The organism is Erwinia persicina NBRC 102418 (assembly GCF_001571305.1).
Taxonomy (GTDB): domain Bacteria; phylum Pseudomonadota; class Gammaproteobacteria; order Enterobacterales; family Enterobacteriaceae; genus Erwinia; species Erwinia persicina.
The window spans coordinates 160,738-175,290 of record NZ_BCTN01000004.1 but is presented as its reverse complement, the minus strand read 5'-3'; the positions used below and the strand labels follow the sequence as shown (position 1 = coordinate 175,290).

The 14,553-nt window shown below is 51.5% G+C and carries 16 protein-coding genes and 2 tRNA genes; 7 read left to right on the top strand and 11 right to left on the bottom strand.

The genetic code is table 11. The annotated features are described in order from the left end of the window. Positions 1-196: 196 nt before the first annotated feature. Both sulA and EPE01S_RS06740 read right to left on the bottom strand, forming a co-directional pair. Positions 197-703, bottom strand: coding sequence for an SOS-induced cell division inhibitor SulA (gene sulA / locus EPE01S_RS22790; protein WP_072277421.1), 507 nt, complete (start codon positions 701-703; stop codon positions 197-199). Between the two features lie 167 nt (positions 704-870). Next, a complete protein-coding gene (locus tag EPE01S_RS06740; protein WP_062743835.1) occupies positions 871-1,077 on the bottom strand; it encodes a hypothetical protein in 207 nt (68 codons plus the stop codon). 664 nt (positions 1,078-1,741) lie between these two features. Between EPE01S_RS06740 and EPE01S_RS06735 the strand changes: the two genes are divergently transcribed. Continuing rightward, complete coding sequence (locus EPE01S_RS06735; protein WP_062743834.1) at positions 1,742-2,371, top strand: TfoX/Sxy family DNA transformation protein; 630 nt, start codon at positions 1,742-1,744, stop codon at positions 2,369-2,371. Here the strand turns inward: EPE01S_RS06735 and yccS are convergent. Together yccS and EPE01S_RS06725 are read right to left on the bottom strand one after the other, a co-directional pair. Then, complete coding sequence (gene yccS, locus EPE01S_RS06730) at positions 2,368-4,509, bottom strand: YccS family putative transporter (protein WP_062743833.1); 2,142 nt, start codon at positions 4,507-4,509, stop codon at positions 2,368-2,370. The genes EPE01S_RS06735 and yccS overlap by 4 nt on opposite strands. A 9-nt stretch (positions 4,510-4,518) precedes the next feature. After that, entirely contained in the window at positions 4,519-4,965 is a 447-nt protein-coding gene (locus EPE01S_RS06725) for a YccF domain-containing protein (protein ID WP_062743832.1), read from the bottom strand. 136 nt (positions 4,966-5,101) lie between these two features. Between EPE01S_RS06725 and helD the strand changes: the two genes are divergently transcribed. Beyond that, positions 5,102-7,156 (top strand): DNA helicase IV, encoded by a 2,055-nt coding sequence (gene helD / locus EPE01S_RS06720; RefSeq protein WP_062743831.1) that lies wholly within the window; start codon positions 5,102-5,104, stop codon positions 7,154-7,156. Positions 7,157-7,176: 20 nt separating this feature from the next. On the opposite strand, the gene EPE01S_RS06715 is transcribed toward helD, so the two are convergent. Both EPE01S_RS06715 and EPE01S_RS06710 read right to left on the bottom strand, forming a co-directional pair. Then, positions 7,177-7,635, bottom strand: coding sequence for a methylglyoxal synthase (locus EPE01S_RS06715; protein ID WP_062743830.1), 459 nt, complete (start codon positions 7,633-7,635; stop codon positions 7,177-7,179). A gap of 79 nt (positions 7,636-7,714) precedes the next feature. After that, the gene (locus EPE01S_RS06710; RefSeq protein WP_062743829.1) at positions 7,715-8,356 is read right to left on the bottom strand and encodes a DUF2057 family protein; all 642 of its coding nucleotides are present in this window, start codon (positions 8,354-8,356) and stop codon (positions 7,715-7,717) included. 187 nt (positions 8,357-8,543) lie between these two features. Between EPE01S_RS06710 and EPE01S_RS06705 the strand changes: the two genes are divergently transcribed. Further along, positions 8,544-8,960, top strand: coding sequence for a CoA-binding protein (locus EPE01S_RS06705; RefSeq protein ID WP_062743828.1), 417 nt, complete (start codon positions 8,544-8,546; stop codon positions 8,958-8,960). A gap of 25 nt (positions 8,961-8,985) precedes the next feature. Here the strand turns inward: EPE01S_RS06705 and hspQ are convergent, their stop codons facing one another. Then, the gene (hspQ, locus tag EPE01S_RS06700; protein WP_062743827.1) at positions 8,986-9,303 is read right to left on the bottom strand and encodes a heat shock protein HspQ; all 318 of its coding nucleotides are present in this window, start codon (positions 9,301-9,303) and stop codon (positions 8,986-8,988) included. A gap of 61 nt (positions 9,304-9,364) precedes the next feature. Beyond that, entirely contained in the window at positions 9,365-10,555 is a 1,191-nt protein-coding gene (gene rlmI / locus EPE01S_RS06695; protein ID WP_062743826.1) for a 23S rRNA (cytosine(1962)-C(5))-methyltransferase RlmI, read from the bottom strand. Between the two features lie 88 nt (positions 10,556-10,643). Between rlmI and yccX the strand changes: the two genes are divergently transcribed. Continuing rightward, positions 10,644-10,922, top strand: coding sequence for an acylphosphatase (yccX, locus tag EPE01S_RS06690; protein ID WP_062743825.1), 279 nt, complete (start codon positions 10,644-10,646; stop codon positions 10,920-10,922). A 2-nt stretch (positions 10,923-10,924) separates the two neighbouring features. On the opposite strand, the gene tusE is transcribed toward yccX, so the two are convergent. Together tusE and yccA are read right to left on the bottom strand one after the other, a co-directional pair. Continuing rightward, the gene (gene tusE, locus EPE01S_RS06685) at positions 10,925-11,251 is read right to left on the bottom strand and encodes a sulfurtransferase TusE (RefSeq protein WP_062743824.1); all 327 of its coding nucleotides are present in this window, start codon (positions 11,249-11,251) and stop codon (positions 10,925-10,927) included. Positions 11,252-11,354: 103 nt separating this feature from the next. Then, complete coding sequence (gene yccA / locus EPE01S_RS06680; RefSeq protein WP_062743823.1) at positions 11,355-12,011, bottom strand: FtsH protease modulator YccA; 657 nt, start codon at positions 12,009-12,011, stop codon at positions 11,355-11,357. 228 nt (positions 12,012-12,239) lie between these two features. On the opposite strand from yccA, the gene EPE01S_RS06675 reads away from it, so the two are divergent. Together EPE01S_RS06675 and EPE01S_RS06670 are read left to right on the top strand one after the other, a co-directional pair. Continuing rightward, positions 12,240-12,327, top strand: a tRNA-Ser gene (locus tag EPE01S_RS06675). A gap of 256 nt (positions 12,328-12,583) precedes the next feature. After that, positions 12,584-12,671, top strand: a tRNA-Ser gene (locus EPE01S_RS06670). A gap of 42 nt (positions 12,672-12,713) precedes the next feature. On the opposite strand, the gene EPE01S_RS06665 is transcribed toward EPE01S_RS06670, so the two are convergent. Then, positions 12,714-13,565, bottom strand: a complete 852-nt coding sequence (locus EPE01S_RS06665) for a hypothetical protein (RefSeq protein ID WP_062743822.1) — start codon at positions 13,563-13,565, stop codon at positions 12,714-12,716. A 400-nt stretch (positions 13,566-13,965) separates the two neighbouring features. On the opposite strand from EPE01S_RS06665, the gene EPE01S_RS06660 reads away from it, so the two are divergent. After that, complete coding sequence (locus EPE01S_RS06660; RefSeq protein ID WP_062743821.1) at positions 13,966-14,493, top strand: fimbrial protein; 528 nt, start codon at positions 13,966-13,968, stop codon at positions 14,491-14,493. Positions 14,494-14,553: the final 60 nt, after the last annotated feature.

Below are 14,553 nucleotides of genomic sequence, written 5' to 3'. Positions count from 1 at the left end.
ACTTACAAGTATGATGTGACGATGGTCAGCAAAAAAACAGGCTTTCATACACAATTTTTAACATTTCAGGGTGAATTCTTTGCTTCAAATGGGGTCTGAGAACGCAGCTAACCCATTGTCCCGCCGCGTCATAACATAATCAGGCGCTTATCTTGCCTCTGTGCCAGAAAAAGACAGAGAAAAATCTCATTTTTACTTAATGATACAAAGTTGACTGAATTCTTAGGCCATTTAATGGTCTGGTTGAAGCAAAAATACTGCTTTCGGTACGCATAATGAGTCCCAATGCCTGGCCCGAACTGGCTGCTTCCTGCAATCTCATTCGATCATTTTCTGAGATCTCCTCTTCCAGCCATCCCAAAACCACACTGTAGTTACCCGTCTGCAACGCTTTGATCATCGCTTCTACCGTGGTAATCGCGCTGGAGTGCGATGAATGCATCACTTTATCCAATGGCAGGCCGACACGTTGCAACCAATTACGGCTCAGTTTTTGCTGTGGGGTAAGCCAAAGCTGCCAGCGAGACTGCGTTCCCAGTTGTTGCAGCAGGGGCAACAGCAGCAACTGAGTCATGTCAGGTTGATTCTCACTGTAGATCAGTTCGCTGATCAGGCCGTTAGCACAAGGGGACGCCACGGGGGCTGGCGTAGTAGCGTGCAGACTACGACGGACAGATTGAGATTTCAGAGAATGAGTACGCATAATGTCTTCGCTCACCAGTTGACTGTATGGATATACAGTATAGTCGCAGTGAGCAAAGATCAACCTTAATCTTGCGCTTTCCCCGATCCGCATAATGAACGGTCCGCTTAGCTGTTACCGCCTCATCCCGGGGATTTACTCTGCGGATCGTTTAAAGGGCTGCCTGTTCAGTGCGTCAGATGATGTCTGCGGGCGAAGGATTCTTCCCGATGCTCATCAGGGTTTTCTGCCGTATCAACAATGCCTGAGTGGGTGTGGAAATTTCTTTGATGAATGAGACTGTTATCTGCCACTGTTGCTTCCTGGCCCTGCGCAACAGAGGTTATAGCGAGAAGCAGAAAAAATAGCGCGATGATTTTTTCGTTCACTTTCATTGTTTCTCTCAGGTCTGTCAGTGCTAAGTGAAGATGACTATGCCTTCAGGTTCGTCATGATTCGTCAGGGTAAATTAAAGTCGCTGGGAGAACTGTGTGGATTAACAACCGTTGTCACGTTTTCGTATCGTCTGTTCTCGATGTGCTGGTCGCCAAAGCCGGTTGATATATATCGACAGGGTTAAAGAAATAAAATTATGTGAACGGCTAACTTTTTTATTAACCCTATGCGCGCTGACACTGTTATGTGAAGGTCGTTAGCGAAAAAACTGTTCATGTGCAGATGCAAATTGGGTGTTTATTTCATTCTCTTCGAACAGGGTTTGTGGTTTTGTTTTTTTTAACCCATTGTTTAGTATGAATAAATAACTTTAATTTTCTGTTTATTTAGTTGGTGAACTTTGCCATTTTATAATATTTATTTTTGTTGGTTGATTGAATAAATAGAGTGGCTTTAGATGGGTGAATGCAATTGGCCAGCATAATAAATGGCGTGAGGTATATCAGCCTGATAAGTGATGTTTTTCGTAATGCCTCGCAAAATTACAATGTTAACAATGAAATATTAATATATTCATTGAACCTGTAATCAGGATTACCTATTTTTGCTATGTGGTTTTCGTTAGTGAAGTGAGTTAACTCTGAAATAATAGCAGGTGAGAATATGGATAATTCAAAGCGTAAAATTGCAGAAGCAAAAGAGCGACTGGCACCTCTGGGTGAGGTTCAGTCCAGGACGCAGTTTGGTGGCTATTGTCTGGCCGTTGAGAAAACGGTGTTTGCCGTAGTCGCTGAAGGCGAGATGTACCTGCGAGCCTGTGAACAGGTGCAGCCCTATATTATTGAACGCAAAATGCAGCCATTGAGCCTGAGTAAGCGGGGCGTGCCGGTAGAATTAAACTATTATCGTGTCGACGGGGCGCTGTGGTCTGACGATGAGCAACTGCTGGCGCTATCGCATCTTTGTCTGCAAGGGGCAAGACGACAACAGCAGGAACGTCAGCGTAACCGCCGTCTGAAAGATTTACCCAATCTTGGTATACGGATGGAGATGTTACTGCGGCAGGTCGGTATCACTACCGTTGATATGCTAATCCAGAAGGGGGCAAAACGCAGCTGGCTCCTGATACGTTCCTGTAATGAAAATCTGGGGTTACCCGTTTTATTTGCCTTACAGGGGGCAATTGATGGACGCCATCACGCTGCGCTGCCCCGGGAAGTCAAAGATGAGCTGCGCGCCTGGTTTCATTACAACGTGCAGCGAGAACAAAAAAGAAGGCATGAACAGAACTAGCCGCGCAGCAGGATTTGTTTTTTGAGGCGTGTTATCTCGGGTAAAAGAGCCACCAGTAATCCTACCTGCTGTAATACCAGTGGCTCTTTTGTGTTCGTATCAGCGCGGTAGTTTTGAATACGCAAGGCCAGGCTGTCCATCATACGCCGGGCTTTTTCCTCATCGACGATATCAACATGTAGCACATCATCAACATAACAGGCCGCATCATCCAGCAGTTGCAGCATGGCATCGCTGTCCAGTTTTTCCCGATGCGCGCCAAGCGCAGAAATATAACTCAGGAAGGAGTGGTTAAGGCATAAAAGCCGAAAGGCCGCTTCTCTCAGCGTCTGGTCGGACTTGTTTTCAACCGAGAGGTTTGAAACAACCGAAGCCAGCTCTGCGTCACCGTTGTGGGCATCCCGGCGGGCAATACGATAATCCAGGCGGTTATCTTTCCCCTGGTGATATTGCACCAGAATAGCATCCAGATAACGGCAGTTTGCATTCAGCGTACGTTCCGCAACGGCAGGTAGCCGGCGAAAGCGCCAGTCCGGCCAGATAAATGCCACCGCCAGCCAGGCAATGCCACAGCCGATAAGCGTATCAACAATACGCGGCAGGGCGACTTCAAAACCTTCTCCCAGAAGGTTGAAGCAGAGCAGCACCAGTAGCGTAATAAACATTGTGGCATGGGCGTACTGCACATTACGGAACGCAAAGAAAAGGACTCCCGTGACCACAATCAATATGAGCTGACCTTCAATGGAAGGCACCAGCCACAGTAGCGGCAGGCCGAGGATAATACCCGCCAACGTACCGATAATGCGCAAGGCCAGCCTGCGGCGGGTGGCGCTGTAGTTGGGCTGGCAGACAAACAAACTGGTGAGCAGGATCCAGTAACCATGCTGCAGGCCTGTCACCTGGATAAAAGCGTAACCGGTGCACAGCAGCAACGACATTCTGACCGCATGACGAAACAGCGCTGACTCCGGGCTGAGATGACGGCTGAGGCGCAGACGGACATCACTCCAGCCCGTCAGCCCCTCACTGGACAGCGTTTGATCGTGCTGCGAGCTTCTTTCCGCCAGTGCCTGCTCTGACTCGATCGTCGCCAGTTGGGCATCAATCGCCTTCAGGTTGTTGAGCAGGTATGTCATGGCGTTGATTTCCGCGCTGTCCGGCTGCTGGCTGCTGATACGCTGCAGCGCAGTGTGCAGATTAACAAAGACCCGTTCGAAACGTGCGTCATGCTGATAGGGTTCACGCAGCAGGATCGCGCGCGAAAGGCGATTGCAGGCCTGCGCCTGCAGCGAAAGCAGACGCTGGAAACGAAACAGGATATCGCTCTCTCCCCATGCTTTACGCAGGGCATGATACTGCACATGGGAGGAACTGGCCCGTTCATGAATATCCTGGGCAACAAAATAGTAGTGCAGCGTGCGTTGTGTTCCACGCTGGCCCCGGTCACCGCGCAGACGTGACTGGATGGATGCCTTAGCCTGATTAAGCAGGGCAACCAGCTGACTGTTTGCCATGGCCACATCCACCAGCGTCTGACGGTCGTCCCCTTCAATATCCGGGTCAAACAGGCTGGCCTTGGCTTCCAGATAGCGGGCAAGCGCGGCAAAGCAGCGTGAAATATTCTCCTGCAGCGGCCGGATAGGGAACAGCAGATGACCTGACAGGGTTAGCAGGTTATACCATACGGCTCCCAGCAGCAGCAGTGCAGGCTGAAGGTACCACTGCGGAAAAAGATTGATGCCCAGCATGGTATAAATCGCTATCAGCAAAGCGCCAAAGGCGATAGTGGCATAGCGCGGGCCAAGCGATCCCAGCAGAATAAAGCCCCAGCTGGAAACCGCCAGCCCGGCGACAAACAGCCAGGGATGCGGGAACAGCAGTTCAACAGAAACGGAGGCAATACAGAAACAGACTAGGGTGATGAGCAGGTTTCGCAGCCGCCCGCTCAGACGATCATCAAGGTCAGCCAGCGCTGCGGCGACCACACCCAGCGTCAGGGGGATGGTCCAGGTGATCTGATGCAACCACCAGGGCACAGCGGTCGTCCCGGCGAGCGCGAGCGTAATGCGAATATTATAGAGCCACGCGCTGTTAAAGGCGTGCCGGCGAAGACTGCCGATGAGGATTTTGCTCATAATGTCAGTTTAACGAAAACGTGCACGCGCATTGGCTTCGCGAGCTGCCTGCGCCACTTCCACGGAAACGACCCGGCGACCGACTGGCCATAACGCAATCGCGGCAATTTTGAAATTAGCGATCCCCACCGGAATGCCGATGATGGTCAGGCATTGAGTGATCCCGGCCATGATGTGCATGACGCAAAGCCACCAGCCGAACAGCACCAGCCAGAATATATTTAATAAGGTTCCACCCGAGTTTAACAGCGCACTTTTCCCGGCAGGGTTCAGCTCATCAACATGGACGGCCTCATTACCATAGGGAAACAGCGACAGTCGGGTGATTTCCCAGCACGATCGGGTCAGGGGCAGGGTGAAAATAAAAATAATGCTCAGCAGGGTGGCGACCAGCCAGGAAAAGGTGGTCAGAAAGCCACCCAGAACAAAATTAAGGACATTTAACACAGTGCGCATAAAAGCGTTTCCCCACGGCAGATAACGGCAATTAACCGACAATTGGTTGATTGTAACGTGTTTTAGCACTGGAGCGGTACACGACAGCCAGTTAAACTGTCTGATGTTGAAAATAACCGCAGCCAGGGTCACGGTAATGGAACTGAAAGCAACATCCTTGGGTAAACATCTGGCCCAGCATCCTTACAACCGGGTGCGGTTGTTAACCGCAGGTGTCGAAGTCAGCGGCGAAAAGCATGAGTATCTGATCCCTTTCAACCAGTTGCTGGCAATCAGGTGCAAACGTGGGCTGGTCTGGGGTGAACTGGAATTCACGCTGCCGGATGAAAAAGTGGTACGCCTGCACGGCACCGAATGGAGTGAAACGCAGCGATTCTACCATTACCTCAACCAGGAATGGGCTCGCTGGAGTACGGAAATGAGCGACGTGTCTGCCAGCGTACTGGTGGCGCAGCAGCAGCAAATCCGTGAGGCAGAGCAGCAGGATAAGTGGCTGAAACGCAGCGATATCGCCGTATGGCAGCAGGCCATTCAAAAAGCTTTCGATGCCATTCCGCTCCCGGTTCAGCGGTTGAGTGAGTTCGAAAACTGCCGCGATCCCTATCTCTACTGTCAACAGTGGCTCAGCCACAGCGACGCCCGACGTGTTCAGCGTAATAATGAATGGACCCGCCGCATGCTGGAACAGCATGCTGATTTCTTTAACCAGGTTGAAACCTCGCCGTTGAATACCTCACAGGCGCGTGCCGTGGTCAACGGTGAGGATGCCGTGTTGCTTCTGGCGGGGGCGGGCAGTGGTAAAACCTCCGTGCTGGTGGCCCGGGCCGGCTGGCTGATGATGCGCAGGCAGGCCAGCGCCGGGCAGATCCTGTTACTGGCCTTTGGTCGCGAGGCCGCGGCTGAAATGAATGAACGTATTCGTGCGCGCCTGCACACGGAGGACATTCAGGCTCGCACCTTTCACTCCCTGGCATTGCACATTATTCAGCAGGGCAGTAATAAAGCGCCGACCATCAGCAAGCTGGAAACCGACCGCGACGCGCGGCAGGCTTTGCTGATTGAAGTATGGCGGCAGCAGTGTAATGAGAAAAAAGCCCACGCTAACGGTTGGCGACAGTGGCTGACCGGGGAGCTCGGGTGGGAGCCCGGAGAGGGGAGTTTCTGGCAGGATGAACGCCTCGCACGCCGACTGGCCAGCAGGCTTGAGCGCTGGCTGGGGTTGATGCGAACGCACGGCGGGGCGCAGGCCGCAATGATCGACAGTGCTCCGGAAGAGGTGCGTGAACTTTTCAGTAAGCGCGTCAAACTGATGGCGCCGCTGATGAAAGCGTGGAAAGGGGCGCTGAAAGAAGAGGGTGCCGTGGATTTCGCCGGGCTGATCCATCAGGCGGTGAATATTCTTGATAAAGGGCGGTTTATCAGCCCCTGGAAGCATATCCTGGTCGATGAGTTTCAGGACATTTCTCCGCAGCGTGCAGCCCTGCTGGCGGCGCTCCGCCGGCAGAATACCCAAACCTCGCTGTTTGCGGTGGGGGATGACTGGCAGGCTATTTATCGTTTTAGCGGGGCAGAAATGACCCTGACAACGGCTTTCCACCATCATTTTGGGGAAGGTGACCGCTGCGTACTGGACACCACCTATCGCTTTAACCAGCGTATTGGCGAAATAGCAAATACCTTTGTTCAGAGCAATCCACACCAGCTGAAAAAACCGCTCAACAGCCTCAGCAACGGGAATAAAAAATCGATCTCACTGCTGCCTGAAGATCAGCTCGAACCGCTCTTCAATAAACTCAGTGGTTATGTGGCGACCGGCGAACGGATTATGGTGCTGGCCAGGTATCATCATCTGCGTCCGGATGTGCTGGACAAAGCCGCAACGCGCTGGCCGAAGCTGAGTATTGATTTTATGACCATTCATGCCAGTAAAGGACAGCAGGCTGATTACGTGATCTTACTGGGCCTGGCCGAGGGAAAAGAGGGGTTCCCTGCCGCTGCCCGTGAGTCGGTCATGGAGGATGCGCTGTTACCTGTACCGGAAGATTTCCCGGATGCCGAGGAGCGAAGACTGGCTTATGTTGCCATGACGCGAGCAAAGCAGCAGGTGTGGCTGCTTTACGATCGTGCAAATCCATCGGTGTTTGTTGCGGAGTTCAGGCGTCAGGGCGTACCGGTATTACGTAAGCCCTGACCGGGCAACAGCAACTGAGGTTATTTCAGGCGTTGTTGCAGATAGCGTTCGTAATCGGGGATTTGAATCTCAACCTGATGATCGAACAACGGTGACTGGATGATAAAATCAGCGGTGGCGCGATTGGTGGCCACCGGGATATTCCATACAGTTGCCAGGCGTAGCAGGGCTTTCACGTCGGGATCGTGCGGCACGGCATTCAGGGGATCCCAGAAAAAAATCAGTACATCAATTTTCCCTTCCGAAATCAGCGCTCCGACCTGCTGATCACCGCCCATCGGGCCACTGAGCATGGCGGTGACGGGCAGGCCCGTGGCTCGCTGCACGAGGTTTCCGGTAGTGCCTGTCGCGTATAGCGTGTGATGCAGTAACTGCTCTTTATTAATTTCTACCCATTGCATTAACGCATTTTTGCAGTGGTCGTGAGCCACCAGGGCAATATGTTTCTGGGGTTTTATCGTACGGGTTGTCTGATCCATTCAGTATCCTGGTTTGTTAGGGCGGGCAAAATGAACAAGCAAACGGAGGAGTGAGTTTAGCGCCGGATCTCAGCCTGTATCAACTGGTATGCAGGGCGTTCATTAACATAACAAAGCGCTGGCGGGTGGCCGAATCAACTTGCAGATACCATAAGCGCAGCATGCGCTCCGCTGGATGCTGGCTGGTGGCCATATCCTGCAGAACGTTGCCCGCCTGGGCAGAGCGGCGCATCGGCTGCGCAAAACGCGGCACGGACGCTACTTTATTATCAAGATTATACTGCACCATCGCCTGCTCCAGATCGACCTGTGCCTGCGGACGGAGCGCATCACGTTTGCTGTCCACTTCCAAACCGCGCTCATCCACCAGGATGAACTGAGGGTTTTTATCGAAATGTTTGCCATCACGCAGCGTCTGTAACGCGGGGAGACGAATAACGACGGACTGAGTACGGGTAGAGAACGTGACGATCTGTGGCTGTGAAACCCAGTTTACAGCGGTCTGAGCATTGCGACTTACTGCCCGTTCCACGCGGAACAGCAGCTGATGTTCACCCTGTTCCAGCTCCAGACCATCGGCCCCTTTGAGCAGAGAGCCTGAAATTTTATGCCCGTCTAACACCAGCAGGTCAATGTCAGTAGAGAGTTTCAGCGTTGTCGCCTGCGCGAGGGTGGCAATCAGCATCACCAGCATCCCGGCGATGACCATACTCAGCTTCATTGTTTCTCCAGCAGGGCAAAGGGTAAAACGGATTGAATGTATCAAAGTCTTTCAGTATGGCAGCATATTAACATTTAAAAATACTTAATCGTGCTATATATCGAGAATCGCACAGGTTGAATTTTTTGATGCGTTAAACAAGCCACACTTAACGGCATAAGAGCCAGTAAGGCAAATGGAGGCAATCATGAATGATCAAACTATCGCGGATGTGTTGACGACCACAAAAACAATTGCGCTGGTCGGGGCCAGCGACAATCCGGCACGGCCGAGCTATGGTGTCATGGCTTATCTGCTTTCTCAGGGGTATCAGGTGACGCCGGTCAGCCCGAAACTGGCAGGACAGACGCTACTCGGACAGACGGTGTATGCCAGTCTGAGTGATATTCCCCATCCCATCGATATGGTGGATGTTTTTCGCAATGCAGATGCGGCCTGGGGCGTTGCGCAGGAAGCGATAGCGGTAGGAGCAAAAACGCTGTGGCTACAAATAGGGGTCATTAACGAGCAGGCCGCTGTTCTGGCGGCTGAAGCGGGGCTGAAAGTCGTTATGGATCGCTGTCCAAAAATTGAAATCCCCCGGCTTGGGCTGACGACGTCATAAAAAACCCCGCGAAAGCGGGGTTTTTTTAGTGTCTCAGACGGGGAGCCTGGAGCTGTTGCCGGATTGACGCTGCCAGCTCATCCAGTGAAGGCTGTTCGGGGTGTTCGCCGGGTAACTCCCACGCGATCTGGGCCTCTGCCAGATAAGTCTGGACGGTATGGCCGTCCTCATCTTCCATCACCACGTGGTACCATGGCGCGGCGCGCAGTGCTTCGCCCCCGTCGACCTCATCAATTGCCGGGTCAGTTAAAGAGTATTCCGGGTCAACATCTACAATAACGCCAAGAAAACCGAGAAGCTGATGGCGTACCTGTTGTCCGATTCCGTATTTGCTGGCAATCATCATAACCTCCTGAGAAACTTTGCCCTGTTCACTATATGGAGGCAGACATCCCTTTTTCAAGTCACAACACGCGGCAGGCAAACCCTTTCAGATACATTCCTTCCGGATAGCTGGCGATCACCGGGTGATCGGCTGCCTGACGGAACTGTTCAATAAACTGGACGTCACGCTGTGCATCAATAGCTGCGTCGGCAATGATTTTCTGGAACAGGTCGGTGGGCATCAGGCCGGAGCACGAGAAGGTCATTAGCATTCCGCCCGGATTGAGCAACTGCATGGCCAGCATATTGATATCTTTATAGCCGCGACAGGCTCCCATCAGCTGATTTTTATTTTCTACGAATTTCGGCGGATCCATAATTATCAGATCGAATTTTTCGCCCTCTTCACGATAGCGACGCAGTAGCTTGAAGACGTCATCGCGCAGGAATGTCGCTTTGCTGACATCAAGACCGTTCAGTTCCACATTCTGGCGAGCTACATCCAGCGCCGCCTGCGACGTGTCCACACTGACGACTTCAGTACAATTGCCCATCAGTGCCGATACCGCAAAGCCGCCAGTGTAGGAGAAGCAGTTCAGAACGCGACGACCTTCTGCATAGCGGCGGGTAGCCAGACGGCTGTCACGCTGATCCAGGTAGTAACCCGTTTTATGCCCTGTCTGAATATCCACCAGCAGTTTCATGCCGTGTTCGGTAATCGGCAGCAGCGCGGGTGGCGTTTCACCGAGCACCACGCCCTGGGTCAGTTCCAGACCCTCTTTTTTACGGACGCTCACATCAGAACGGTCATAAATAGCACAGTCAGGGTAGCAGATTTGCAGGGCGGTAATCAGCGGAGCACGCTGATACTCGGCACCGGCAGAAAGCAACTGTAAGACCAGAAAATTTCCGAACCGGTCAATAGTCACGCCAGGCAAACCGTCAGACTCACCAGCAATGATGCGGTAACTGTCAAGGTTATCGCGCTGAGCCAGCCAGTCGCGAAGCTGCTGGGCAGCGCGCAGGCGGCGAACGAAAAAGTCGATATCAATCGACTCATCCTGCTGCCAGCTCCACACGCGGGCACGGATTTGTGACTCAGGCGACCAGGCGGCACGCGCCAGCCACTTACCGTGGCTGTCACAGACATCAATAGTTTCACCCGACTGGGCTTTGCCTTCCATGCGGGCAACAGCCCCGGAAAACACCCACGGATGGCGACGAAGTAAGGACTTTTCACGTCCTTTGGCAAGAATCAATCGAACAGTCATATTTTGCTATGCTTACACTCAGAGAATCAGGCGATATTGTCCGGTGCGGACTGCGAAAATGCAAACGGTGTTAGTCTCAGGAGGAAAAATGGCCATCATCTGTATTCGTGCGTGGGTTCATGGGCTCGTTCAGGGCGTTGGCTTTCGCTTCAGTACGCAGCGCGAGGCGAGAGAATTGGGGATTAAGGGTTACGCCAAAAACCTTGAGGACGGTAGCGTGGAAGTACTGGCCTGTGGCGAGGCCCGGCAGGTGGAGGCGCTGCTGGCGTGGTTAAAAGCAGGAGGGCCACGTAGCGCCCGGGTCGATAAGGTGCTGGCGGAGCCCCATCACCCCGCTCATCTTCCACAGGGTTTCACTACGGTATAGCGTCAGAGGCACTTTGCCGGTTTGGGCAGACCGGCGATTTTCGTGGCCTGCTTGGCCGGGCCTTTCGGGAACAGCCGGAACAGATAGCGACTGTTGCCTTTCTCTTCACCGTATTTTTGTGCCATGGCTTTTACCAGCATCCTGACGGCAGGAGAGGTGTTGAACTCCAGATAAAATGCCCGCACAAAGTGAACAACCTCCCAGTGGGCTTCGCTCAGTACAATCTCTTCTTCTGCTGCCAGCAGCACGGCCAGCTCCTCACTCCACGCGGCAGGGGATTTCAGGTATCCCTGCGCATCGCGCGCAATCTCTTTGCCTTCAAACTGCACTTTATTGCCTCGTCATATCAAACCGGCAGCCAGTTTATCAAACTTTTGCGCCAGCAAAAATAAAGCCCCGCAGGGCGGGGCTTAGTTAATACCTACTGTGAGATTAATTGCTGCGGGACATGCCCAGCAGGCTCAACAGGCTGACAAAGATATTGTAGAGAGAAACATACAGGCTGACGGTGGCGCGGATGTAATTGGTTTCTCCGCCGTGGATGATGTTGCTGGTTTCCCACAGGATGGCCCCGGTAGAGAACAGCACAAACAGCACGCTAATCGCCATATGCAGGGCCGGGATGTTCAGGAAAATATTCGCCACCACGGCAATCAGCAGCACCACGAAGCCCGCCATCAGCATGCCTGACAGGAACGACATATCTTTACGGGTGGTCAGCACATACGCCGAACAGCAGAAGAACACCAGCGCGGTTCCACCCAGCGCCAGAGCAATGACATCACCCATACCGGCAGACATGAAGCTGTTAAGGATGGGCCCCAGGCAGTAACCGAGGAAGCCGGTAAAGGCAAACGCCGCCAGAATACCGGCCGGACTGTTAGCCAGGCGATAGGTCAGAAACATCAGACCATAAAAGCCGACCAGCATCAGAATCAGACCGGGCGCCGGCAGCGCGTACAGGGTGCTCAACGTGGCGGTCAGCGCAGAAAACGCCAGGGTCAGGCCCAGCAGGAAATAGGTATTACGCAATACCCGGTGTGTGCTCAGTAATGAGCTTTCGCGCGTGGATGAAACGATGCGATCCATAAATCACCTCTTTGGGTCATTAGAATAATAAGCAGTCTGCCACGGAGCATAGGCAGGGCAGCGCAACGGGGAAAGGCGTTTTACCCTTCTTTACGCGCTATTCCGCTGATTTCGTACGCGGGCTGGCGATAATATCGGCAGTCGCACGCCATTGGGCTCTTTTTTACCGACATAATACAAAACTCACTTTACAAGGCGTACGGGGATGTTTATAGTGCGCCCCATTGTGGAAGCGTGGCCGAGTGGCTGAAGGCACCGGTCTTGAAAACCGGCGACGGGAAACCGTTCTAGAGTTCGAATCTCTACGCTTCCACCATCAAATCCAACGGGTCAGCGTAAAGCTGGCCCGTTTTGCTTTGGGCCGAATACAGACACAATAAAAGCAAATCCCCTCTTGCAACGCTGTTCAGTTTCGTTTTTTCCTGTCCACTGCCTGTTTTTACAGCAATCGATCACAAATGCTCACAAAATCAACAAACTAGCGAAAAATCTTCTTGGCAAAGCAAAAAACATCTCCTATACTTCGCTCCATCAGTTAGCGCAAGTCTTCTTAAGCAAGCTGATAACCGTGTGGAAGCGTGGCCGAGTGGCTGAAGGCACCGGTCTTGAAAACCGGCGACGGGAAACCGTTCTAGAGTTCGAATCTCTACGCTTCCACCATCAATTCTGACCCCGGGCTTGTAAAAGCCCGGTGTTTTTTGTTTATTTTATGCCTGATAATCCATGAACCGTACTGGCCAGATAAAGGCAAAAATAGTCCTTAACCATGTCCAAAAATCCCTGACTCAGCGTCAGCTGGTGAAGCTCATCTTCAATGGTCAGCAGACCAATCTGCCCCGCAGCCTGCAGGCTGCGACGGATATGTGACCGCGATACCGCACAGCAAAACGCCGCTTTCAGAATATTGTATTTAATGACCCGCGATTTCTGTTTAATGCTCTCCAGGTAGAGATAAAACATAATCATGTGCCCCCCATCGCGGCTCAGAAATTCCCCGCTTCCCGGCACCATGTCATGCAGGAAAATGCGATTAAGAGTGACTTCCGAATAAGCCGTAAAAAACGCGGGCACAAAGTTTTTATGCGTCTGGTAAAACGTCAGATCAACATTATCCGACAGCATGGAGTAGGGGATCAGCATGGTATTAATCATGCGCCGCGTTTCTTCAAGTGCTTTGGGTGTCGGTTTATAGTTAAATTTTCGCTTATCCTGATGATCGCGATAGACTTCAAGTCGTCCCCCAACCCGTAAAAATAACAAAAATGAATCCAGCGAATTGCTACTGAACAAATCGTTACCGATACAGAATCGTTTAATGTCTTTAAAGGTGCTCCCTGGTCGTGTGTAGTAAATACCTAAAATCGCCGATCCAACAATAAAGCGGTTGGCTTTGAATAATGTTTTAAAATAAAGAGGATTGGTTAGATACTGTTTAAGTAGAAGGTCGTAATGGCATTTAATTGCCTCATCAATGTTCTCCTTTTCCCTGAAGTTCCTGGCGAGATCTCGTAGTTTTTTTTCGAGCGCTAACTTTTTCCTGCTAATGAAAGGCATAAGTCTATTTCTTTGTTTCTGAATTATATGTTGTTAGGAATTATCTTATTTACCGAAAGCAGTGATGTCAACACGCTGAGATATTCATTGTGTTATTTTCTTTAGATTGCGAGTTACGTTTTAAATAAAAATCATATTTTACATATATTTAGCAATTAAGAATTTATTTATAGCTTAATAATTGCCCGTGGCTGGTGTGTGGTTTTGTTTTAACTTTATGTTTTATAAGGTTTTTAAATTAACAACAAAAATGGACAGTGACTGAGATTTTAATCTCTTTAGGATGGCGTGGCTTCACTAAGGAATACCTGCAATGGGCCTGGCGATCGTTTGAAAAATGATTGGTGGGACGTCGTGGTAAACACGCATTCGGTAAAAAGATAAAATCAAGGACTTCTAAATGGAAATTAAAAAAATTGCTATTGTTTCACTTTTTGCTTTTTCTGCCTCCGGCGTAGCTAATGCCGCGGACGAAGGGAGCGGAAAAGTCACTTTTTATGGTTCCATCGTTAATGCCCCTTGTTCTATTGCACCTAACGTTGACGATCAAAAAATACCGCTGGGTCAGGTATCAAATACTCTGCTGGCCAACGGCGGAGAGCAAACAGCCGTTCCATTTACTATTGACTTACAGAACTGTGATAACAGTACGAAGAAAACGGTTACGGCGACATTTACCGGGAAAGCGGGTGTGGATGGTCGGCTGGGGATAACGGGAGAGGCAACCGGAGCCAGTATTTTGTTGCGGGATGGTAGCGGTAAAAAAATCGAGCTGGGTACGGCGACCGCCGCGCAAAATATCAATGCTGGCAGCAATACGCTGCAATTTACTGCGGCATTGAAAGGGGATGGTACGACCGATGATCCGGTTGCTGTGGGTACCGGTGCATTCACAGCGGTCACTAACTTTACCCTTGCCTATCCATAATGAGCGATCAGGCCGGGACGGTTGTCCCGGCCTGTATAAGGGCTTGATGCCTTCACGCCA

Bases quoted from the DNA above. Each gene is read 5' to 3' on its own strand.
- yccS (WP_062743833.1), bottom strand. From the start codon at position 4,509: ATGAGCAAAATCCTCATCGGCAGTCTTCGCCGGCACGCCTTTAACAGC.
- EPE01S_RS06715 (WP_062743830.1), bottom strand. From the start codon at position 7,635: ATGGATCAGACAACCCGTACGATAAAACCCCAGAAACATATTGCCCTG.
- EPE01S_RS06705 (WP_062743828.1), top strand. From the start codon at position 8,544: ATGAATGATCAAACTATCGCGGATGTGTTGACGACCACAAAAACAATT.
- yccX (WP_062743825.1), top strand. From the start codon at position 10,644: ATGGCCATCATCTGTATTCGTGCGTGGGTTCATGGGCTCGTTCAGGGC.
- EPE01S_RS06710 (WP_062743829.1), bottom strand. From the start codon at position 8,356: ATGAAGCTGAGTATGGTCATCGCCGGGATGCTGGTGATGCTGATTGCC.
- rlmI (WP_062743826.1), bottom strand. From the start codon at position 10,555: ATGACTGTTCGATTGATTCTTGCCAAAGGACGTGAAAAGTCCTTACTT.
- sulA (WP_072277421.1), bottom strand. From the start codon at position 703: ATGCGTACTCATTCTCTGAAATCTCAATCTGTCCGTCGTAGTCTGCAC.
- hspQ (WP_062743827.1), bottom strand. From the start codon at position 9,303: ATGATTGCCAGCAAATACGGAATCGGACAACAGGTACGCCATCAGCTT.
- EPE01S_RS06665 (WP_062743822.1), bottom strand. From the start codon at position 13,565: ATGCCTTTCATTAGCAGGAAAAAGTTAGCGCTCGAAAAAAAACTACGA.
- EPE01S_RS06735 (WP_062743834.1), top strand. From the start codon at position 1,742: ATGGATAATTCAAAGCGTAAAATTGCAGAAGCAAAAGAGCGACTGGCA.
- yccA (WP_062743823.1), bottom strand. From the start codon at position 12,011: ATGGATCGCATCGTTTCATCCACGCGCGAAAGCTCATTACTGAGCACA.
- EPE01S_RS06725 (WP_062743832.1), bottom strand. From the start codon at position 4,965: ATGCGCACTGTGTTAAATGTCCTTAATTTTGTTCTGGGTGGCTTTCTG.
- EPE01S_RS06740 (WP_062743835.1), bottom strand. From the start codon at position 1,077: ATGAAAGTGAACGAAAAAATCATCGCGCTATTTTTTCTGCTTCTCGCT.
- helD (WP_062743831.1), top strand. From the start codon at position 5,102: ATGGAACTGAAAGCAACATCCTTGGGTAAACATCTGGCCCAGCATCCT.
- EPE01S_RS06660 (WP_062743821.1), top strand. From the start codon at position 13,966: ATGGAAATTAAAAAAATTGCTATTGTTTCACTTTTTGCTTTTTCTGCC.